This window comes from Nostoc sp. (assembly GCF_036916985.1).
Classification (GTDB): Bacteria; Cyanobacteriota; Cyanobacteriia; order Cyanobacteriales; family Nostocaceae; genus Nostoc.
The window spans coordinates 44,086-64,282 of sequence record NZ_JBALFD010000014.1; the positions used below are offsets into that span (position 1 = coordinate 44,086).

21 protein-coding genes are annotated in these 20,197 nt (G+C 42.1%); 12 read left to right on the forward strand and 9 right to left on the reverse strand.

Features of this window, described 5'->3' with window-relative positions; all coding sequences use genetic code 11:
* Window positions 1-298: 298 nt before the first annotated feature.
* Together V7L07_RS03775 and V7L07_RS03780 are read right to left on the reverse strand one after the other, a co-directional pair.
* Window positions 299-754, reverse strand: a complete 456-nt coding sequence (locus tag V7L07_RS03775) for a cupin domain-containing protein (RefSeq protein WP_335055200.1) — start codon at window positions 752-754, stop codon at window positions 299-301.
* 241 nt (window positions 755-995) lie between these two features.
* Entirely contained in the window at window positions 996-1,775 is a 780-nt protein-coding gene (locus tag V7L07_RS03780) for a cysteine hydrolase family protein (RefSeq protein ID WP_335055202.1), read from the reverse strand.
* A gap of 80 nt (window positions 1,776-1,855) precedes the next feature.
* Between V7L07_RS03780 and V7L07_RS03785 the strand changes: the two genes are divergently transcribed.
* Complete coding sequence (locus V7L07_RS03785; protein WP_335055204.1) at window positions 1,856-3,256, forward strand: amidohydrolase; 1,401 nt, start codon at window positions 1,856-1,858, stop codon at window positions 3,254-3,256.
* 186 nt (window positions 3,257-3,442) lie between these two features.
* Here the strand turns inward: V7L07_RS03785 and V7L07_RS03790 are convergent, their stop codons facing one another.
* Window positions 3,443-3,874, reverse strand: a complete 432-nt coding sequence (locus V7L07_RS03790) for a hypothetical protein (protein WP_335055206.1) — start codon at window positions 3,872-3,874, stop codon at window positions 3,443-3,445.
* Window positions 3,875-4,207: 333 nt separating this feature from the next.
* Here V7L07_RS03790 and V7L07_RS03795 point away from each other — a divergent pair, with 333 nt between their 5' ends.
* The 6 genes from V7L07_RS03795 (at window position 4,208) to V7L07_RS03820 (ending at window position 9,247) form a co-directional block, all read left to right on the forward strand.
* Window positions 4,208-4,717 carry an SRPBCC family protein gene (locus tag V7L07_RS03795; RefSeq protein WP_442936003.1) on the forward strand — a complete coding sequence of 170 codons (510 nt, stop codon included), beginning with the start codon at window positions 4,208-4,210 and terminating at the stop codon, window positions 4,715-4,717.
* A gap of 77 nt (window positions 4,718-4,794) precedes the next feature.
* Window positions 4,795-6,000 carry a zinc-dependent alcohol dehydrogenase gene (locus tag V7L07_RS03800; RefSeq protein ID WP_335055208.1) on the forward strand — a complete coding sequence of 402 codons (1,206 nt, stop codon included), beginning with the start codon at window positions 4,795-4,797 and terminating at the stop codon, window positions 5,998-6,000.
* Window positions 5,972-6,112 (forward strand): hypothetical protein, encoded by a 141-nt coding sequence (locus tag V7L07_RS03805; RefSeq protein WP_335055210.1) that lies wholly within the window; start codon window positions 5,972-5,974, stop codon window positions 6,110-6,112. Before V7L07_RS03800 ends, V7L07_RS03805 begins: the two co-directional genes overlap by 29 nt.
* 684 nt (window positions 6,113-6,796) lie before the next feature.
* Complete coding sequence (locus tag V7L07_RS03810; RefSeq protein ID WP_335055533.1) at window positions 6,797-7,921, forward strand: acyl-CoA dehydrogenase family protein; 1,125 nt, start codon at window positions 6,797-6,799, stop codon at window positions 7,919-7,921.
* Window positions 7,911-8,660 carry a PIG-L deacetylase family protein gene (locus tag V7L07_RS03815; protein WP_335055212.1) on the forward strand — a complete coding sequence of 250 codons (750 nt, stop codon included), beginning with the start codon at window positions 7,911-7,913 and terminating at the stop codon, window positions 8,658-8,660. Before V7L07_RS03810 ends, V7L07_RS03815 begins: the two co-directional genes overlap by 11 nt.
* Window positions 8,657-9,247 carry a class I SAM-dependent DNA methyltransferase gene (locus V7L07_RS03820; protein WP_335055214.1) on the forward strand — a complete coding sequence of 197 codons (591 nt, stop codon included), beginning with the start codon at window positions 8,657-8,659 and terminating at the stop codon, window positions 9,245-9,247. The genes V7L07_RS03815 and V7L07_RS03820 overlap by 4 nt, the downstream gene beginning before the upstream one ends.
* 136 nt (window positions 9,248-9,383) lie before the next feature.
* Here the strand turns inward: V7L07_RS03820 and V7L07_RS03825 are convergent, their stop codons facing one another.
* Window positions 9,384-10,706 carry a glycosyltransferase family A protein gene (locus tag V7L07_RS03825; protein ID WP_335055216.1) on the reverse strand — a complete coding sequence of 441 codons (1,323 nt, stop codon included), beginning with the start codon at window positions 10,704-10,706 and terminating at the stop codon, window positions 9,384-9,386.
* A gap of 371 nt (window positions 10,707-11,077) precedes the next feature.
* On the opposite strand from V7L07_RS03825, the gene V7L07_RS03830 reads away from it, so the two are divergent.
* Window positions 11,078-11,455 carry a hypothetical protein gene (locus tag V7L07_RS03830; protein ID WP_335055218.1) on the forward strand — a complete coding sequence of 126 codons (378 nt, stop codon included), beginning with the start codon at window positions 11,078-11,080 and terminating at the stop codon, window positions 11,453-11,455.
* A 46-nt stretch (window positions 11,456-11,501) separates the two neighbouring features.
* On the opposite strand, the gene V7L07_RS03835 is transcribed toward V7L07_RS03830, so the two are convergent.
* Window positions 11,502-11,858, reverse strand: a complete 357-nt coding sequence (locus tag V7L07_RS03835) for a Spx/MgsR family RNA polymerase-binding regulatory protein (RefSeq protein WP_335055220.1) — start codon at window positions 11,856-11,858, stop codon at window positions 11,502-11,504.
* Between the two features lie 103 nt (window positions 11,859-11,961).
* On the opposite strand from V7L07_RS03835, the gene V7L07_RS03840 reads away from it, so the two are divergent.
* On the forward strand, window positions 11,962-12,516 hold the full coding sequence (locus V7L07_RS03840) for a Uma2 family endonuclease (RefSeq protein WP_335055222.1): 555 nt from the start codon (window positions 11,962-11,964) through the stop codon (window positions 12,514-12,516).
* Between the two features lie 500 nt (window positions 12,517-13,016).
* On the opposite strand, the gene V7L07_RS03845 is transcribed toward V7L07_RS03840, so the two are convergent.
* The 4 genes from V7L07_RS03845 to V7L07_RS33410 form a co-directional block, all read right to left on the reverse strand.
* Entirely contained in the window at window positions 13,017-14,633 is a 1,617-nt protein-coding gene (locus tag V7L07_RS03845) for a hybrid sensor histidine kinase/response regulator (RefSeq protein ID WP_335055224.1), read from the reverse strand.
* Between the two features lie 11 nt (window positions 14,634-14,644).
* Complete coding sequence (locus tag V7L07_RS03850) at window positions 14,645-15,250, reverse strand: chemotaxis protein CheX (RefSeq protein ID WP_335055226.1); 606 nt, start codon at window positions 15,248-15,250, stop codon at window positions 14,645-14,647.
* Window positions 15,251-15,256: 6 nt separating this feature from the next.
* The gene (locus tag V7L07_RS03855) at window positions 15,257-15,622 is read right to left on the reverse strand and encodes a response regulator (RefSeq protein ID WP_335055229.1); all 366 of its coding nucleotides are present in this window, start codon (window positions 15,620-15,622) and stop codon (window positions 15,257-15,259) included.
* 285 nt (window positions 15,623-15,907) lie between these two features.
* Entirely contained in the window at window positions 15,908-16,045 is a 138-nt protein-coding gene (locus tag V7L07_RS33410; protein ID WP_442936004.1) for an IS1/IS1595 family N-terminal zinc-binding domain-containing protein, read from the reverse strand.
* Window positions 16,046-16,189: 144 nt separating this feature from the next.
* On the opposite strand from V7L07_RS33410, the gene V7L07_RS03860 reads away from it, so the two are divergent.
* The 3 genes from V7L07_RS03860 to V7L07_RS03870 are packed head-to-tail and all read left to right on the forward strand — an operon-like array spanning window position 16,190 to window position 20,157.
* Window positions 16,190-18,376, forward strand: a complete 2,187-nt coding sequence (locus tag V7L07_RS03860) for a chemotaxis protein CheA (protein WP_335055231.1) — start codon at window positions 16,190-16,192, stop codon at window positions 18,374-18,376.
* The gene (locus V7L07_RS03865; RefSeq protein WP_335055233.1) at window positions 18,369-18,821 is read left to right on the forward strand and encodes a chemotaxis protein CheW; all 453 of its coding nucleotides are present in this window, start codon (window positions 18,369-18,371) and stop codon (window positions 18,819-18,821) included. Before V7L07_RS03860 ends, V7L07_RS03865 begins: the two co-directional genes overlap by 8 nt.
* Window positions 18,822-18,855: 34 nt before the next feature.
* On the forward strand, window positions 18,856-20,157 hold the full coding sequence (locus tag V7L07_RS03870; protein ID WP_335055235.1) for a methyl-accepting chemotaxis protein: 1,302 nt from the start codon (window positions 18,856-18,858) through the stop codon (window positions 20,155-20,157).
* The last annotated feature ends 40 nt before the right edge of the window (window positions 20,158-20,197 follow it).

A 20,197-nucleotide genomic window follows, 5' to 3' on the forward strand; every position in this document is an offset into this window, starting at 1 on the left:
GCCCACCCCACAATATTGGATTGGATAATTTATTTCTTGGAGTTCCCTAAGGAAATTTATAGCGCTTCTGGGTTGAGTGCAATAATGAATCGTCATTGCGCTAAATGAAGCCATGCCCGAAGGGCTTTATGAAGCGAAGCGGAATGTTCGCCCTTGGCGTTCCCGCAGGGTAGCGATCGCAACATCCGTACTTTGCGCTTCTCTTCACTACGTTACGCTCGCAATGACAAATTATGTTTTTACACATTTGGGATGCTCCCTACACCGTAGCTTTGTAGGAGAGAGGTTTCAAATATCTTTAACAGGGCATCAAAGCATTAAATCTCCCCAATACTGCCATATCTTCTGCATCTAACTCCGACGGAATACCACTGCGAATCAATTCTGAAAAGTCTTCATTGGGAACCATAACAGTCAAAGTGTACAAGCGAGTAGAACCAGTGTTTTTAATCAAATGAGTTCCAGTAGGAGGCACTAATAAACTATCCCCAGCTTTGATCGTGGCACTCTTGCCGTCACACATAGCGATCGCTTCCCCTTTGAGAACAAAAAACATTTCCACCGCCCACTGATGGCGATTTGGCGGTGTTTGTCCACCAATATCAAAAATTTCTATGCAGCAAGTCAAGGAAGTATTAGCATTTGTGGAATCGAAGATGATTGCTAATCGATTAGAGTCGTTGGGACTGATGCGATATACTTGGTAATCTTTGGGAGATTTGATCACCGGAATTACACAACGAGTAGCGTACATTATATTTATCCCCTCTGAAGTTATCGATGGGTATGAAAATTCCTCAAATCCAAATTCTGAATCACAGAATTTTAGATTTTAAATTTTGGATTTTAAATTATTCAATCCAGAATCCAAAACTTAAAAATTTCTGATGGCAAGCAAATTTAAACGCGATAATAAATCTAAAATCCTTGATCTAAAAAAGAGTATTTAGACATAAGATCAATCTAAAATCCCAAATCCCAAATCCAAAATTGATTCACTCCTCACTATGATGCAGCGCTGTTAAAATTGCTTGCGATTCAGCAACAAAACCGAAGCATTGCTTGACGTTATACAATGTCGCCTGCCAACAATATTCAGGAGAAGTGGTAGCGGTACAGTCTTTAACTAACACGCAATCATATCCTAAGAAGTTGGCATCACATAATGTGGTTAGCACACATTGATCGGCATTAACACCAGCAAAAAATAATGTTGTCCTTCCCAGATTCCGCAAGATACTATCTAATGGCGTATCCCAAAACCCACTCATGCGGTATTTATCCACACGAATATCTTCGGCAAGCTGTTCTAGTTCGTCTACTACCGCCGCAGCCCAACTACCTGCCATGAGTACTCTAGCACCATTGCTCGGCAGTGGATCGCCTAATCCCACACCCTCCCCTGTGGGATTATAGACGTGACGCGAACTAGCACTAATATTGAGCAAGTCGGGACGATTCCCCCAATTTACCCAAATGACTGGAACACCAACCTCACGCAATTCGGGAAGTAAGTTATTTAAAGGTTCAATAGGTTGACGTGCTGGAGTTACATCCACGCCGATATGCGCTAACCAGCCATCAGGGTGACAGAAGTCGTTTTGCATATCAATGACGAGGATAGCAGCTTTTGCCAAGTCTAGATGCAGGGTTTTTGTTTCTGTTGATAAAATAACAGGCTGTGGGGTCTTTTGAGGACGAGTGATATCTGCGATCGCATGATTCACTGTCCACGTATTTGGTGATACTCCTAATGTCCGAAAAGGCAGATTCATAAAATTGCAATACCCTACACCATTTTCTATTTTTAACTTGAAATTCAGTCAAGAATACAATTGCTTAATCAAGGTTAAATATGTCAAATTTCACCATCCAGAATGTTCTAATTGCTAGCAGTGATGATTATGCAACGGTAGATGTACAAGTTGTAGATGGTAAAATTGCAGCCATTTCCCCCAATCTACAAGTAATTGGCACTGTCATCGATGGCAAAAATAAGCTACTGCTACCTGGCTTTTTCAACGCCCACACCCATTCATCAGAGATGTGGCAGCGAGGAATTATGTCAATGTTCCCTTTAGAATTATGGTTGGCGGAACTGTATGATTTTGCCCCCCTCGATCCCGAACAGGTTTATCTGAGTGCTTTAGGTACTGCGGTGGAAACCTTACTTTCTGGTGGGACGAGTGTGGTAGATCATCTGGTGTTAATTCCCGGACTTGAGTTAGAAACCATCGCCATTGCAACTCGCGCTTACAGAGAAGTGGGAATTCGTGCCTTTATCGCCCCCTTAATTCAAGATGAATCCCTTACCGCAGGTATCCCATCCGGGGAATCAACCCAAAATCATGAACCTTATTTTCGCTCAACTGCGGCAACCTTAGAAATCATCGAAGAGGCGGTGAGACAGTTTCATCGCCCAGATGAGGGTGTGAGTATTTTAGTTGCACCAACGGGGATACAATTATGTACTGATGCTTTATTTGCAGGATGTATCGAGTTAAGCGATCGCTACAATCTTTGTCGTCACTCCCATTTACTTGAAACCAAAGCACAGGAAAAACTCGCCCAAGAAAAGTACGGTTGTACTGCTGTGGAACATTTGAAAAGAATCGGATTTTTGAGCAACAGCACAACTCTAGCCCATTGCGTCTGGTTAAATGATACTGATATCGCCATCCTCGCCGAAACTCAATCTACAGTTGTTCATAATCCCTTAAGTAACCTGCGTTTAGGCAGTGGCATCGCCCCGATTTTAAAATATCGCCAAGCTGGAGTAAATGTAACTTTTGGTTGTGATGGGGCATCTAGTAATGACTCCCAAGACTTACTAGAAGCAATTAAAATTGGTTCTATCTTGCACAACGTTACAGACTCAGATTATCAACACTGGATTACACCCCGACAAGCGGTAGAAATGGCATCCTTGGGAGGCGCAAAAGGATTGAATCTTGCAGATCAACTCGGTTCTTTAACTGTTGGGAAACAAGCCGATTTAGTACTTTATGACCTCACCAATTTATCATTACTACCGCGTACAGATCCCATTGGATTGCTAGTTTTAGGACGACCTAGTAATGTTGTTGATAGTATTTGGGTGAATGGTAAACAAATTGTTACAAATCATCAAGTGACAACAATTAATATTGATGAGTTGCGGCAAGAATTATTTAACCGTAGTCAATGGCAGACAAAGCGTAAGTCTGAAACCGTCGCGCAGATTGAAGCGCATTATCGCACAGTTATGGATTTGTGAAACAAAGCTGCGGTGCTGGGGATGGGTCGTTGTCCGCTCATTAAAACTGCGCTAATTAAGGAGTATCATCTAACATAGACTTCTGTGATGGTGGTACACTTCTGACTTTTCACGTCATGTGGAAAAGCTTACGATTGACCTAACCCCCTAGCCCCCTTCCCGAAACGAGAAGTTGTAAGTCCCTAATTAAGAACTGTCATTAAGGGCAATAATTGAGTTAGCTGTGAGGGTAATATTACCGCCGCCGCCAGCACCACTAAAAACATTGGTGCGAATGTCACTATTACCAAAAAGACGGATATTTTCGGCAGTAAGATTGATGTTTCCTCCAGAAGATTGTATGGAAGATGTCAAGATTTGACTATTAGTTGCACTGAAGTTTTTTGCAGTAGTCAAATTGATATTACCTGCTTTGCCTGTGCCTTGACTCAATGCCACAATTTGAGCATTATTAGTTAACTCAACTGCGTCAGCTTTAAGAATTAAGTTACCGCCATCCCCTGAACTTGTAATTTGAGTTGAGAGTAATGAAGCATCACTGGCAATGAATTTTCCTGTTTCTATGGAAAGAGTTCCAACTTTACCTTCCAAAAATGTCCAAAATCTTCTTAAAGTCACGCAAGCAGTTTTTTGGTCAAAGCAGCAGCTTATAAGATTGATTTTATCACACTAGATGTTCTCGCTGGCATTGGACTTGTTTGGTTGTGGCTGAAAATGCCGAAAACAAAAGAAGCACAATCGCAAGATACAACTAAAACAATACATAACTAGACCTAATACGCAATCAGCCCTTGAACAGAGATAGGCGATCGCTACAAATACTCTCACGCTAGAGGTGATTCATCAAGTGTCTTCCTAAGATGAAATAGCATCGTTAATAAATGTTAAATGTCATGACCCAAGCTTAACTACACCAAGTAAATCCATAGATGTAGCAATGAGACAATTGTTATGAATCAACGCATTAAGGTTGAAAAAACTGTCACGATCAACAAGCCAGCAGAAGAACTTTACCGCTTCTGGCATAACTTTGAGAACTTGCCCAGTTTTACAAAGCATATCAAAGACGTGAAAGTATATAACGACAAGCAATCGCACTGGATAACTAGCGCACCGTTAGGCAAAAGTGTTGAATGGGATGCAAATATTGTTGAAGATCGTGAAAACGAATTGATTAGTTGGACTTCAGTTGAAGGTGCAGATATTACAAACTCTGGTTCTGTCTGCTTCAAGCCAGCACTGAACGATGTCTCACGACAAGCCACTTCGTGTCTACGCGGCACTGAGGTGAAAGTCGTCACAGAATACAACCCACCAGGTGGATTGATCGGAGATGCGATCGCCAAACTCTTTGGTGAATCACCCGAACAGCAGTTAGGAGATGATTTACACCGCTTCAAAAGACTGATGGAAACGGGCGAAATTGCGACAACAGAAGGTCAACCAAAGGGGAAAGGTTGAAGAGGCAGGAGGCGGGATAGAAGGTTTCATACAGATTTCACATTTTACGAACAACTTCACTTTAGGAAACTTAAGCAATGAAAGCAGTTTGTTGGCAAGGTACAAACAAGGTTGAAGTTGAAACCGTACCCGATCCTAAAATCATTAATCCGCGTGATGCGATCGTGAAAATCACATCAACGGCGATCTGCGGTTCTGATTTACATTTGTATAACGGCTTCAACCCGGCGATGAAACCAGGCGACATCTTGGGACATGAATTCATGGGAGAGATCGTTGAACTAGGCAGTGCTTTTAAAAATGGAAATATCCATAACAAAGGCAAAGACCTTGCCATCGGCGATCGCGTCGTTGTCCCCTTCACGATTTCCTGCGGCTCTTGTTTCTTCTGCAATCGGGATTTATGGTCGCTGTGCGATAACTCCAACCCGAATGCTTGGATGGCAGAAAAAATGATGGGTCATTCCCCATCAGGTCTTTTCGGCTACTCCCATTTAACGGGAGGTTACGCAGGAGGTCAAGCGGAATATGCCCGCGTTCCCTTTGCCGATGTCGGGTTATTCAAGATTCCCGAAGGACTAGCAGATGAAAAAGTCCTGTTTTTCACTGATATTTTCCCTACTGGTTATATGGCAGCCGAAAATTGTGACATCCAACCAGGAGATACGGTGGCAATTTGGGGTTGCGGCCCAGTTGGGCAGTTTGCCATTAGAAGTGCCTTCATGCTGGGTGCTGGAAGTGTCATTGCCATTGATCGCGTTCCCGAAAGGCTCCAGATGGCAAAAGATGGCGGAGCAGAAATTCTGAACTATGAAGAAATCGAGGTGGGTGAAGCCCTCAAAGAAATGACTGGGGGAATGGGGCCCGATTCCGTTATGGATGCGGTAGGAATGGAAGCTCACGGCATGGGTTTGGAAGGCTTCTATGACAAGGCAATGCAAGCAGTGCGACTAGAAACCGATCGCCCAAATGTATTGCGTCAAGCGATCGTTGCCTGTCGTAAAGGCGGCACGGTGTCGGTTCCCGGTGTTTACACTGGCTTTGTAGACAAGATGCCGATGGGTGCTTTTATGAACAAAGGCTTAACCATGAAAACAGGACAGACGCACGTGCATCGATATTTGCAGACGCTACTCGATCGCGTTCAAAATGGCGATATTGACCCCTCCTTTGTAATTACCCACAGTCTACCGCTAGAGCAAGCTCCCCACGGCTACGAAATCTTCAAAAACAAGAAAGACAATTGCATCAAGATTGTCCTCAAACCAGGTCAGGCTGGATGAAATCGGCAGCAATGCTCTGAGGCTACCTTTGAGTTTTGATGCGATCGCTTCAATAGCGATCGCTCAACATCGTTTCTGGATGCGACAAGAAAAAGATCGAGTTCCAGGATAAAAGACTTCCAAAGAATAAAATACTCATGCTACTGACTCTGATCTTAGCGATCGCCTGACCTACAGGGCTATTTCATTATTTTCTTAATAATGACTACTGTTTAATTACCTTAATTACCACCGAACTTTTAATTAACTTGGTGGTAATTTATTTATAAATGTCGCTAGCAACTCTTTCTAATAGCTTTGATGCTGACAATTTTACTTTCTACAGTTACTTATGGAGTAGCAATATAGTGGTTCTCGCTTGAGTGAAATACAGAATATGGGAGGATGAAGAAAATTAACAGCAAAGTGCATCTCAAATGAAAGTATAGCGGTTCTCAATTGCGTGAAATACAGACCTAACCCCCAAGCCCCTTCCCTGCGAGGGAAGGGGAGTAAGCCTCAAAGCCTCTTTCCTAAAAGGAGAGAGGTCAAAATGTATTGCATCCAAACAATAAGCGCTATCTACTTCATTGTCCTACGCAAAAAATAATTTATGCATACAATAATCTCCCTTTTGTTGAGTATAGAATCATACAAAAGATAGAGATGCTAACCGATTTAATTTAATTACTATTAACAAGATATAAAGAAATATTACAGAAAGGAGTCGGCTATTAGCATCCAATTATTAAAGAATGTCGTCATCCCCAAATGGCATGGTTCTAACATTGCTCTGGATATAAAACGTGCCACAGAAATTGCGGATTATTGTTTAAACAATGCCACTGAAATAGATTGCAATACTGCTTTTCCTAAGCAAGAGTTTGAGCTAATTGCTAAGGCTGGGTTGTTGGCTGCACCATTAGCGAAAGAATTAGGCGGATGGGGTGCAGGAATTGATGCTAATGTTACCTACGAGCTTTTAATGCTATTAAAGCAGATAGGGCATGGCAATCTGGCAGTTGGGCGAATTTATGAAGGACATATCAACGCCCTACAACTGATTCAGACCTTTGGTTCTATAGAACAAATCACAAGCTACGCTGATGATGCCCGCGATCGCCAGAAAATATTTGGCGTTTGGAATGCTGAAGCCTCTGATGGTGTGAAGATAATTCCTATTGAGAATGGGCGTTATCGGCTGGAAGGTTCTAAAACGTTTTGTACTGGTACTGGCTATGTTGAACGTCCTTTCGTGAATGGAGTATTGCCAGAGGGCGGTTGGCAAATGTGCATTGTGCCAATGGACGAAGTGACAACAGTTAGCGATCCCGCTTGGTGGCAACCTTCTGGGATGCGAGCTACTGCTAGTTACAAAGTGGATTTTAGCGGTGTCGAGTTGGATCAGAGCTATTTAATCGGCCAGCCAGGAGATTACTATCGACAGCCTTGGTTATCTGTTGGGGTGATTCGGTTTGCTGCTGTACAGCTAGGTGGGGCAGAAGCACTGTTTAACCTAACTCGTCAGTATCTCCAGAAGTTGGAATATACAAACGATCCATATCAACAGGAACGGCTTGGCAGAATGGCGATCGCCATTGAAAGTGGTAATCTCTGGCTGCGGGGGGCTGCGGATCAAGTATCAGCCTATGCGCCAGTGTTTGGTGGCGATCCTACAGTTACCCACCCGCAAGCAAACCAACTCGTCGCCTATGCAAACATGGTCAGGACAGCAATTGAACAAATTTGCATTGATGTGATGCATTTGTGTCAACGTTCTGTTGGAACTCGCGGCTTACTACCACCAAATCCGATGGAACGCATTATCCGAGATTTGACTCTATATCTGCGTCAACCGGCTTTTGATGCAGCCTTGGCAAATGTCGGGCAATATGTCTTGCATGAAAGTAATCCGGCTTCAATCCTTTGGAATGATGAATAAATTCGGCTTGATTGAATTACCACTAGACAATCCTAATGTTTTGCCTTGGCGTTCAGTTGATGAGATCGCTTGTAGTTCGGCGCTAATCGTTGCCCCCCATCCAGATGATGAGACATTAGGTTGTGGGGGTGCGATCGCTCTGTTACGATCTTTAAATTGTCATGTGCAAGTGTTAGTCATCAGTGATGGTACTCTTTCACACCCTCATTCCCAGAAATATCCCGCAAATAAACTGCGAACTCTGCGGGAAGCGGAAACGCTATCAGCATTAAAAGTGCTGGGTGTAGAGGTTAATGATGTCACCTTCTGTAGAATGCAGGATGGGTCAATTTCAACACAGTATCAAAGTGCAATAGCTAGTTGTCGTGCTTACATCACAGAAATCGCCCCACAAATTATCTTTTTACCCTGGCGATATGACCCTCACCCAGACCACCGAGGGACGTGGAAGTTAATTCATGCAGTGCTGGATGACTTGCATTTATCCCCCCGATTGATTGAGTATCCGATTTGGGATTGGGACTCAGATCAACGTGAAAGTCTGCCTGCATCTCTGGAAGTGACAACCTGGCGGTTGAATATTAACACGGTGGTGGAGTTAAAACAGCAAGCGATCGCTGCTTATCGTTCCCAAACTACAGACTTAATTGATGATGACCCAGAGGGCTTTCGCCTAACTCCCGAAATGTTAGCAAACTTCAGTCATCCGTGGGAAGTTTATATAGAGGAAAACCGATGAACCCGTTAGAATCTAATTCCCTACCACCCAGCTACTTTGATAAACTCTACAGCGAAGATCCTGACCCGTGGAAGTTTGAGACAAGTGTTTACGAAGCTAACAAATATGCTGCCACAATCGCAGCTTTACCCAAAGAGCGCTATCGGTCTGCCTTTGAAATCGGTGGTTCCATTGGCGTTTTAACTGAAAAACTGCAAGAACGTTGTGACTCACTGCTCTCAGTTGATGTCTCAAAACTGGCGCAGGATAGGGCAAAAGAGCGCTGTCAGCATCTCTCCAATATCAAGTTCCAGATTATGCGTGTCCCAGAGCAATATCCTGATGAAATGTTTGATTTGACCCTAGTCTCAGAAGTTGGCTATTACTGGTGCTGGGAAGACCTGAAAAAATCCCAGCAGTACATTCTAGAACACCTGGAACCTGGAGGACATCTACTTTTAGTTCATTGGACACTCTATGCCCGTGATTATCCATTGAGTGGGGATGAAGTTCATGACTCGTTTTTTGAGTTGACCCCAAATAAACTGCGGCATTTAAAAGGTCAACGGGATGAAGAATATCGACTTGATTTATTCGAGCGAGTGTAAACTACCCGACGCTGACGCTATCGCGTACAGCGTGGGCTTTCAGTAGCCCTCCAGTTGTCTGGCAAGATAACCAGGAACCTCCAGGCTGGTTTATAAGCAGCCGGCGCTCTGTGCGATCGGCTGTTTTGTGACACGCTTAGATCAAGGGTTTAAGACCCCCATTTTCTAGGCTTTTCGTAGGGTAAAGCTCTTTAGTTGGTTCCAAATCATCCAGGGTCGAATTCCCGTGGAGTTTGCTGCAACTGAGCCGTAAACTCTCAAGACGCAAGCGCAAGTCTCCAATTGCTTGTTCAATTTCCACAAATTTCCAGCGCGAAGCCCAAATTTGTTCTGACTGCTGGCGTTCTTCGATTTGTTCAAACAACTGACCGAAGGTATAAGGTTGGGCCAATTTTTGCAGAAGCCATTGGACTGAAACTCCCAGCATCTCTGCCAAGGATACGACGCTCTTACGATCTGGCTGATAGCCATCAAGAACGCACCACCACATCACTCGTAATTGGTGGCGGGCAACAAAACGAGTTTCGATAGCCCCTGCTGGCTCGACTACAAATGGTTGCTGTTGCCGTCCCATTTCTATCCATTCATTCAGCTGATTTGCTAAACCAACATTTGTACGTCCGATTTGTCTGGCCGAAGTTACTACTCGCACTAGAGAACTGTGGCGAAAACGGGCATTTACCCGTACCAAGGCACGGTAAAAAGCTACATCTTCAGGAGTCCGCACTGGTGGTAAGCCTCCCGCCAGTGCATACATTTCTGCTGTTACTGCCAAACTTGCTCCATAGTGTTGATAATGTCCAGGAAATCTATCATAGGGGTCGGGATCAAGATAAGTTTCTAATTCCGTAATTAAATAGCGGTAGCCGACTTCACGCAGATAGCAAGCTCTGGCATAAGGGTGTAGATTAGCACGACCAGCGCGTTCAACAAGAATTCGCCCACCTACAGCATCAGCACCACAGTTAATTTCATACAGATTGGCAGCAATCCAAGTTGGGCTTACCTGAGAGTCTCCATCAGTTGAAGCAATTACCCCCCTTGTGCGTCCTAAGCTACACAAACGGCGGTATGCTTCATCCATTAAAATCTGACGCACTCGACCAATATAGGCAAGTGCCGGAGGCAGAGTTTTTTCCACTACATGCAGTGCTATATCTGGATGTTTTTGGGCGAAACTCCGGGCTATAGCTGCTGAATCATCGCTACAATTATTTGCCAACAAAATTATTTCGTAGCGTCTAGGATCTAAAAGCTGTCCTTCTAAATCAACTTGATGTATCAGAGCAGTAAGGGTTGCTGCCAACGTCTGAGCTTCATTGCGAACTGGAACAATTACACAAACTTCACAATGCGGTGACGGTGGTATTTGGACTAAAGTTTGAGAAAAGTCTTTACCCTGCTGTACAGATGGAAAGTCAGCAACGAAGAGCAAGCCTTTACTTTCCATAAAAACCATTTTTCCATCTCCAGGAGCAGCTACACAAGATTTCATCCACGATCGGAAATTATTAATATTTGTAACTCTATTTTGGATATTCTCTCATTTGTTTTGGCTCTACCCACAGTATGATTAGTGTTGATTAAAACTCTCCGAACATCAGCTATCAAAAACTAAAGTCTGTCTGCACTCACTAAAAACTTTACTCATCAAGGCATATTTTTTATATCTTTTTGCTAACGTCAAATTTCAGACTAGAAAATCATACTTAAATCATCTATTTTAGTTAATTTTTTTACTAATAATCAGTCTTAAGAATGAGATGAATAATATAACATCTTGTTAAGAGTTATATCTTAACAGTAACTAAATCAGACCAAAGCAGATTTATGCAAAAACTTAAACGCAAGATTAATAACCTGCTTTTTGGTCGTTATAAACATTCCTTGGGTAATTCTAAAAGCACATCTATTCGTAGTTTGGATCGGCTCAACCTTTCTTTGGGCGATGTGCGAGATGTTTTTGAACCTTACTTGGCAATTTTCTTAGCAGCAGATCGTCATTGGAATCCAGCCCAAGTAGGTATTGTTCTATCGACCACTAGCATTGCTGGAATTCTGGCACAAAGACCAACGGGGGTGCTAGTTGATGCCTCCCATCATCAACGGTTAATGATTGCAACAGCTACTCTAGCTGTTGCAGTTGTTGAGGAAACTGAATCGACCTTATCTGACGGCTGTGCAAGAGAAGCTGTTGAGTTTGATTGAGAAAGAATATGGAGTTGATGATAGATTTGGCTTTGAGGCAAGTGGTTTACGCTAAATCTAATTTTTCTCGAACTACTCTCTCATCCCTGAAGCCTACTAGCACAGCCGTTCCATCTTTGACAAAAAGCGGACGTTTGAGTAGCATTGCATCGTTAGCAAATGCCTCAATCCACTGTTCATCAGTCCAAGTTTTCAAATCATCTCCTAAAATGCGGTAGGATTGACCGGAGGTATTTCGCATGGGAGTAAAACCCAAAGACTTTACCCAGTTTTGGATCTGCTCACGGGTCGGCGGAGTTTCTTTGGTGTTAATGAACTGATAATCAATATTGTTGTGTTGGAGCCAAGTCAAAGCTTTTTTGCAAGTGCCGCAGTTTGGAATGCCATAGACTTGAATAGACATAAAGTAATTAAGTAACAATGTCTGATGAACTAGCTAGTACTTCATTCTAAAATCAAAGTAAACAAGAATGTCTAATTGGTAGAAAAAAAGCTAAATAATGGTTATGACCGTAACTACCTATAAATGGACAATTAAACGTTATCACCAAGCAATAGAGGCAGGTATCTTTGACGACCAGTCCATTGAACTATTGCGCGGCGACCTGATTGTTATGCCCCCAGAACGAGAACCTCACGCCTACTACAACACAGAAGCAGCTGATTATCTTCGCACACTACTCGGTGAACGGGTAAAAGTCCGCGATGCCAAACCCATTACCTTAGCCAACGATTCCGAACCTGCTCCCGATGTTGCGATTGTCAAACCTTTAGGTGAGGTCTATTTAGAACACCATCCTTACCCAGAAAATATCTTCTGGGTTATTGAATTTTCCAAAGCCACCCTGAGCAAAGATTTAGGTGACAAAAAAGACATTTATGCTGAGGCTGGTATTGTTGAATATTGGGTTGTGAACCTGAAGACTCCGCAGTTAAAAGTATTTCGTGACCTAAAAAATGGGGAATACAAAACCGAGATGACATTAACCACAGGTACTATTTCACCCCTAGCCTTTCCTGATGTATTTGTCCAAGTTGAGCGCCTTATAAGTAAGGCGTAGTACAGCAAATCATTGAGCGAACTCAAGTACCAAATACCTATTAACAATTCAAAATTCAAAATGACGCTCGTGACGCTCGATGACTCGCTAACGCTGCGCTATCGCTCTTAGCGTCTCCCTTTGGGAGAAGACTCGCTAACGCTGCGCTAACAAAATTCAAAATTAAAGACATTTCAGACGGGGATTTAGCGAGAAACGCGGTCTTGGGCAAAGCCCAAGTGGAGCGATTTCTCAAGACAAACCCCGATTGAAATGGGTACTACATCTAGATGTAGGGGTCTTAAACCCCTTAATTTAACGTGAGTTCGACAAGTCTTATTTGACCTCTCCCCCAGCCCCTCTCCGACACGGAGAGGGGAGCAAAAAGCTTAATTTTTCGTTGCTCCTCTCTTTCCGTTTCGGAGAGGGAGGTTGGGAGGGAGAGGTTCATCGAACTCACGTTAATTTACGATAAATCGTTAATCTTAACAATACATCCAGAAAAGCTTTTGATTAAGCAGTTAGTTCTCAACAAGTGCTGCAATTGCAGCTACTAGTTTTGAGGGGTCGGCTGGTTTAGTAATATGAAGTTGAAATCCAGCGGTTAAAACCTGTTTTTGTGTAGTTTCTGCGGCGTAAGCAGTGAGGGCGATCGCGGGAATCTGTCCACCTTGATTAGCAGGCATTGCTCGTAATTGTTTGATTAAAGTGTAGCCATCAACTTCTGGCATACCCAGATCGCTCAACAACAGGTCTGGTTTTGACTGTGCTATAATAGCGAGTGCAACGCTAGCGGATGCTGCGCTCGTCACGATCGCTCCGTGCTGTTCCAATAGGAAAACAAGAAACTCGCGCGTATCAGCATCATCATCCACAACTAATAACCGTATCCCTTTTAGTGGAGCATGGAGCATAGAGAATAGATAGGAATCGTCAGATATATTCTTATCTTCCCTTTTTAATTCCCGACTCTGTTGAACCACTGGTAAGCAAACTGTAAATGTCGCGCCTTGCCCTTCGCCTGGGCTTTGGGCCCAAACTCTACCACCATGCAACTCGACAAGTTGGCGCACAATCGCTAAACCAAGTCCTAATCCGCCAGAACTTCGGCTTGTGCTACTATCTGCCTGACGAAAATACTCGAATACGTGTGGCAGAAAATCAGGATTAATACCTTTACCCGTATCACAGATTCTCAGTTGTATCTGAGAATCAATCTGTTCTAAGTAGACTTTGACTTTTCCACCGGATGGAGTGAATTTAATGGCGTTAGAGAGTAAATTCCAAACAACTTGTTGAAGACGACTACCATCACCCTTAACTTGTCCAATTTCTATATCGAGATAAAGATTAATTTGAATAGACTTTGCTTCTGCTGCCAAATGCACTGTCTCTAAAGCAGCTTCAATAATAAAAGCAAGATCAACAGTTTCTAAATTAAGTGCTAGCTGGCCTCGAAGAATGCGGGATATATCTAATAGGTCTTCAATCAACTGAGCCTGTAGTACAGCATTGCGTTCGATTGTCTCAAGGGCACGCACAGTAGTAGCTTCGTTTAATGAGCGGTTTTTCAGTAGCTTTGCCCAACCCAAAATTGGATTAAGAGGGGAACGAAGTTCATGAGAAACAATTGCCAGAAATTCATCTTTGATGCGGTTTGCTGCCTCAGCTGCTTGTTGCGCTTTCTGGCGTTCTTCCGCTACTGCTAGTGCTTGATCTCGTAAGTTTTTATATTCCTGAACTCGAAAAGTTAAATCTGTAAAATCTTCAATTGAGAAAAGGGCATAAAACCTATTTCCATCCGTTGCAGGCACAGCAGTTACAGTTGTCTGCTGAATGCGATATTTATTTTCAGATAACGGTATAGGAATAACATATTTATGCAATTGAGAAGAAAAGATTGCGGGAGGCCCGCCTTGAAAAATTTGATCTAAGCGACTAGTATAACGAGGCTGATTCAAATGAGGGAAATATTCATGAATAGAAGTTCCTAAAATTTTATTTCTAGAAATTTTTGTCCATTCCTCTAAGCAGCAGTTCCAGAATAAAACAATGTAATCTGACTGTAGAACAAAAGCTCCTAAAGGAATTTTATCTAAAAGGCTAAATCTTTCGTTAGCTTGTTCTATAATATTCATTGTTTTATCTATCATATTACTGCAATTTCATCATTAATTGCATTGATCAGCGCATCAAATGTACCTACGTGAAAGATTAAAATAATATCCCCAATAATTTCTAACTCTTCAATGATGAACCGAGCTTGTGCTAGCAATATTTTGGAGTCACTTTCATAAGTAGATAATAATAAGTTTTCAATTGTATCTTCTAAGTAAATAGGTAATGTATAGTTCACATGCTGCTTTAGCACATTACTAAGGGAACCCATTACCCCGTTGATCACAATGTTACCAATTTCGCTCAGAGTGCCAATTTTCACCGCATCTAGATCGGGCGAACCTGGTTCTTCACCTGTAAGCACTGCAACTAGTGATGATGCACTGTCAGTAGGAAAAATCAAGCCCGCAGCACCAGAAAAAGAACCTGTAAAGCCTAGCCTTACAGATGCCAAGCTGTCATCATGGAATCGTGTTGCTAATTCCTGATAAGTTTCAGTAGTACTTAATACCTTCACATACGGAATTTTGAGGCCAATGTGAGAGTCTACCATCTCATTCAGCAGACTTGCGGCTCGACCAACTCCAATATTAATCAATTCTTGTAGTGCATCTAGTTCTTCTGCTGTTACATTCATCAAAACTCATTCCTTAGTATTAATAACTTGCTGGACTGCCTTTCGCAGCTCATTTTCTTTTGCTGGTTTATTAATAAAGTTAATCGCCCCAAGACTATAACTTTGATTGCGCGCCCCTTCTTGGATATCAGCTGAGATGATAATTGTAGGAATTTTTAATTTTTCATCTTGTAGAGCTTGCAGAAATTCAAACCCATTCATATCTGGCATGAGTAGATCCGCTAATACGCAATTGGGTTTGCGTTGGTGAACTAATTCTAATCCCTCACGCCCATTAGTTGCTTCTATAATTTCGTAACCATCAACTTGTAGAAACTTACGGATCATTCTGCGAGAAAAGGCTGCATCATCAATAATCAAAACTAATGTCATTATCTCTACCCTTTTAGATTTTCCCTCAATAAGTGTTGATTTATCTCAGTTAACTGATATCATTAATTAAATAAAATCTTGAGCATCAAATAAATAATTTAAACCTAGCTTATCCACTTAAAGATATTTCCTAAATAATTCATCGCCTGATAAATTAATGATATACGGTGTAACTAAACTTTAGTTAAGTTGTTGAAATTTCATCGGAGCCAAGCCTGGACTTACAAAGTCAATGCAAAATTTTCGTATAGTGAATATCAGTTGTCCGCTCGATTTCTCGCCGGCTCATATAGTTGGACTAGCAGCATCAAATTGGTAAGATTCGAGAAACTGACGACCACATTGTTTACATTTGTAACATTGTCTACCTTTACGAAAACCATTTTTGAAAGTTTGAGTTGAATAGCAACCAGGACATTGCATATTTATTACTTTACCATTAAGATAACACTATTCAGCATTAAAAATCTAAACATAATCTCAAATAATCTCAAAGCGGTAGATTGCTGAGATTTAAAATTAAATTAGAATGAATACAAAAGATATAAATTTTTAATTTAGAAGGCAATGGAGTTAACTGAAATTAACGATGATATAGAAGCATTCCTCATTGAGAGCTATGAAAATCTAAATCAAATTGAACAAGATATTATTTCTCTAGAGAAAACATTAGAACAAGGAGAAGCCCTAGCTCGCATTTATCGCTCACTCCACACAATTAAAGGAAACTGCGGGTTTTTACCTTTTCCCAAATTGGAATCACTTGCTCATGCTGGAGAAAATTTGCTCTCATCTTTACGCGATCGCCAGATAGTAATTACCCCCACGATCATCAATACGTTATTGCAAATATTTGACAGCATTCGGCAAATTCTGTCCCAAATTGAAGCAACAAGGCATGAGGGCGATCGCGATTATTCAGCACTCATTACGACTTTAACTCAATTACAGTCAACTGAGCAGGCGACGATCGCATCTGCTGTTAATCCGCAAGACTTACAGGTAAATGCCGATACTACGTATCTCAATAATGAATTCCCTGAAGTCTCAACCTTGACATCATCAGAATCTTCTCAGATCCGAGTCAATGTTAACCTGCTAGATCAGGTGATGAACCTCGTGGGTGAACTCGTTTTAACCCGTAATCAGGTGATCGGATTTAGTACAAAGTTTAAGGATAGTAGCTTTGCTGCTACTTGCCAACACCTGAGTCTTCTGACATCCCAGTTGCAGGAAGAGATTATGAAAACTCGACTGCAATCAATTAGTACTATTTGTCAAAAGTTTCCTCGCGTCACCCGCGATTTAGCGATCGCTTCCGGTAAACAAGTTAAGGTTGACATGGAGGGGATAGATACTGAACTGGATAAAAGCATTATTGAAGCAATTAAAGACCCCTTGACTCACTTAGTACGCAACTGTATAGATCATGGCATTGAGTTCCCATCTGAACGGACTGCTTGTGGAAAGTCATCTGTGGGACGGCTATTTTTAAGAGCTTTTCATGAAAGCGGCAAAGTCAATATTGAAATTGGCGATGATGGCCGTGGGATAGATGTAGAAAAACTTAAAAAGCGATCGCAGCAACTTGGCTTAGTGAGCGCCGTAGAAGCCGCGTCCATGAGTGAGTCGGAAGTCATAAACTTAATTTTCTTACCCGGCTTCTCTTCTTCAGAACAGGTGACAAACCTTTCTGGGCGTGGAGTTGGGATGGATATTGTCAAGAATAATATTGATAAAATTAACGGGACGATTGAAATTCATAGCCAGCCAGGACAAGGAACGACATTCAAAATTAAGATACCCCTGACCTTAGCAATTATTCCCGCATTAATTGTCAGCAGTGGTGGCGATCGCTATGCCATTCCCCAAGCAAGTATACAAGAGCTAATACGCCTAGAAGCACAGGCAGTTAGTCAGATTGAGATGTTTTACGATGTTCCTGTATATCGCTTGCGGGACACTCTTGTACCATTAGTTTATTTTAATCAAGTATTACAAATCCCCAATAGTGATACTAACTTGGAAATGTTCAGTCTGGTAATTGTGCAAGTTGATAACTATCAATTTGGATTGGTTGTGGACACAATTGAAGACATCCAAGACATTATGTTTAAACCTCTAGGAAAACAGTTAAAGGCGCTATCTTTATTTGCCGGAGCCACTATTCTAGGGGATGGCACAGTGACATTAATTATTGATGTTGTTGGTTTGGCAAACCGATCTGGTGTAACCGCAACACAAAAGCAGCAGTTATTGATTGAAAACGCCAGAAAAGACCAAGACCAAGTTAGCGATCGCCAAACAATATTATTGTTTGAGGGGCCAGAAGGCGCTCGTATGGGCATTCCCCTGGCCATTGCCTTTCGACTCGAAGAGATTCTTTGTTCTGCGGTAGAGAAAGTAGGGAATCACTATGTCGTGCAGTCTTACGGTAAAATTTTGCCGCTAATTGACCTGCACAAAGTATTTTCCCATAATTATGAGAATGACCTCGATGAGCAAATTAGGGCAACTGTTGCAGAAACTCTCCAGATAGTGATTGTCTCCCCCTCCCCAGAACTCAGCGTGGCGCTAGTAGTTGAGCGGATTCTTGACATTGTAGAAGCACCACTGACAATTACAGGTGTCTCTAGTAGACCAGGTGTGCTTTTGTGCGCTGTATTTCAGGGTAAAATTACAGAAATCCTTGACATTGAGGCTGTAATTCGCATTGCTAACCCTCATTTGCTGCAATTGATTGCTAATGACTGAACAACAAATTTGTACATTTTTTCTCAAAGGAGTTTATTTTGGTATTAACGTCCTACACGTTCAAGAAGTGATTCGCCCACAAACAATAACTCGTATACCTTTAGCCCCACCAGATATCTGTGGCTTAATTAATTTACGTGGACAAATTATTACTGTAATCGATTTGCAACGCCGATTAGAGATGAGTGAGCCGCAGACACAATTAAATATAAAACCTGTAGATGAAGCCCAGGGATTTAATATTATTGTAAGTTTTGAGGATGAAGTAGTCAGTTTGCTCGTCGATAATGTTGGTGATGTCTTAGAGTTTCCACAGAACACGTTTCAACTTCCACCTACAACCTTAAAAGGTAAAATGCGTTGGATGCTAGCAGGGGCTTACCCTCTCCCAGATGGATTTCTGCTAGTTTTAGATGCCGAAAAAATTCTAAATGTTAATTTATAAATCACGTTAACGAGTAATTGAGGAGCGCTTTGCAATGACTACGAATCGGGCTGCAAAAACAGCCAACTCTAAATCTTCTTCAGAAGATAGTGTAACTTCTCCGGCTGATAATGGTGTCACAAAAGAGCAACTGCAAGCGTTACTATTAGCACTGAAATCTGTAAAAAATGGTGATTTTAGCGTCCGTTTAACTGCCGAGAATAATGAATTAGGTGAAATTGTCTTGGTTTTTAATGAATTGGTAAGTTTCAACCAGAACTTTGCCCAAGAAGTTTCTAGCTTGGCAGCCGAAATTGGTACTGAAGGGAAGCTCGGCTCTCAAGCCGTTGTCAAAGGAGCAGAGGGGAGTTGGCAAGGATTGCTTGATAACTTCAACCAAATGTCTACAAATTTAAAAGAGCAGATCAAAAGTATTAATGAAGTAACCCTTGTCGTTGCCCAAGGAAATTTAGCCAAACAAATTGAAGAACGCAATGCGGGAGATTTTAAGCAACTCACAGATAATGCCAATCAGATGATTAGCAGCTTGAGGTCTTCAATCAGACAGATGGCAGAGGTGGCAACGGCAGTTGCCTCTTCGTCAGAAGAATTGACCGCAGTTAGTACAGAAATGACCCAAAACGCCGAACAAACTTCTGAACAGGCAACCTCGGCATCTAGCTCCGCCGAACAGGTGAGCCAGAATAGCAGTACAATTTTGACTGCGGTAGAGCAGATGAATGCCAGCATTCAAGAAATTGCTAAGACCGTCATGGAAGGGGCAAAAGTCACGACTCAAGCAGTTAAAACTGCTGACCGCACCAATGAAACAATTAATAAACTGGGTCAAAGCAGCATTGAAATTGGCAAAGTAATTAAAGTTATTACGGCGATCGCTGGACAAACAAACTTGCTGGCGCTCAATGCTACAATTGAGGCAGCAAGAGCCGGAGATGCCGGTAGAGGATTTGCTGTAGTGGCAAACGAGGTGAAAGAATTAGCCAAACAAACAGCAAATGCCACTGAAGATATTAGCCAGCGCATAGAAGCGATTCAGACAGATACAAAAGCTGCCGTTCAAGCCATAACTCAGATTACTGATATTATCAATCAAATCAACGACTTTCAAAGCACGATCGCTAGCGCTATTGAAGAACAAACAGCAACTACAAATGAAATTAGCCGCAATATTGCTGAGGCAGCCAAAGGAACATCTGATATTGCTAAAAATATCGCAATTGTGGCATTGAATACTCAAAGTACAACGATTGGCACGAGTAATACGTTACAAGCAGCCACAGAATTATCGCGCATGGCAGTAGATTTGCAGAAAGTTGTTAGCCAGTTCATATATTAGTTTTTTCACTGTCCCCAATCCCCAATTCCCAATCCCCAGT

Excerpts from the sequence above, each read along its gene's own strand:
- V7L07_RS03820 (WP_335055214.1), top strand. The coding sequence starts at position 8,657 with ATGAACCCGTTAGAATCTAATTCCCTACCACCCAGCTACTTTGATAAA.
- V7L07_RS33410 (WP_442936004.1), bottom strand. The coding sequence starts at position 16,045 with ATGCAATGTCCTGGTTGCTATTCAACTCAAACTTTCAAAAATGGTTTT.
- V7L07_RS03855 (WP_335055229.1), bottom strand. The coding sequence starts at position 15,622 with ATGACATTAGTTTTGATTATTGATGATGCAGCCTTTTCTCGCAGAATG.
- V7L07_RS03840 (WP_335055222.1), top strand. The coding sequence starts at position 11,962 with ATGACCGTAACTACCTATAAATGGACAATTAAACGTTATCACCAAGCA.
- V7L07_RS03835 (WP_335055220.1), bottom strand. The coding sequence starts at position 11,858 with ATGTCTATTCAAGTCTATGGCATTCCAAACTGCGGCACTTGCAAAAAA.
- V7L07_RS03800 (WP_335055208.1), top strand. The coding sequence starts at position 4,795 with ATGAAAGCAGTTTGTTGGCAAGGTACAAACAAGGTTGAAGTTGAAACC.
- V7L07_RS03830 (WP_335055218.1), top strand. The coding sequence starts at position 11,078 with ATGCAAAAACTTAAACGCAAGATTAATAACCTGCTTTTTGGTCGTTAT.
- V7L07_RS03865 (WP_335055233.1), top strand. The coding sequence starts at position 18,369 with ATGACTGAACAACAAATTTGTACATTTTTTCTCAAAGGAGTTTATTTT.
- V7L07_RS03860 (WP_335055231.1), top strand. The coding sequence starts at position 16,190 with ATGGAGTTAACTGAAATTAACGATGATATAGAAGCATTCCTCATTGAG.
- V7L07_RS03775 (WP_335055200.1), bottom strand. The coding sequence starts at position 754 with ATGTACGCTACTCGTTGTGTAATTCCGGTGATCAAATCTCCCAAAGAT.
- V7L07_RS03795 (WP_442936003.1), top strand. The coding sequence starts at position 4,208 with ATGAATCAACGCATTAAGGTTGAAAAAACTGTCACGATCAACAAGCCA.
- V7L07_RS03780 (WP_335055202.1), bottom strand. The coding sequence starts at position 1,775 with ATGAATCTGCCTTTTCGGACATTAGGAGTATCACCAAATACGTGGACA.
- V7L07_RS03825 (WP_335055216.1), bottom strand. The coding sequence starts at position 10,706 with ATGGTTTTTATGGAAAGTAAAGGCTTGCTCTTCGTTGCTGACTTTCCA.
- V7L07_RS03870 (WP_335055235.1), top strand. The coding sequence starts at position 18,856 with ATGACTACGAATCGGGCTGCAAAAACAGCCAACTCTAAATCTTCTTCA.
- V7L07_RS03850 (WP_335055226.1), bottom strand. The coding sequence starts at position 15,250 with ATGAATGTAACAGCAGAAGAACTAGATGCACTACAAGAATTGATTAAT.
- V7L07_RS03785 (WP_335055204.1), top strand. The coding sequence starts at position 1,856 with ATGTCAAATTTCACCATCCAGAATGTTCTAATTGCTAGCAGTGATGAT.
- V7L07_RS03845 (WP_335055224.1), bottom strand. The coding sequence starts at position 14,633 with ATGAATATTATAGAACAAGCTAACGAAAGATTTAGCCTTTTAGATAAA.
- V7L07_RS03815 (WP_335055212.1), top strand. The coding sequence starts at position 7,911 with ATGATGAATAAATTCGGCTTGATTGAATTACCACTAGACAATCCTAAT.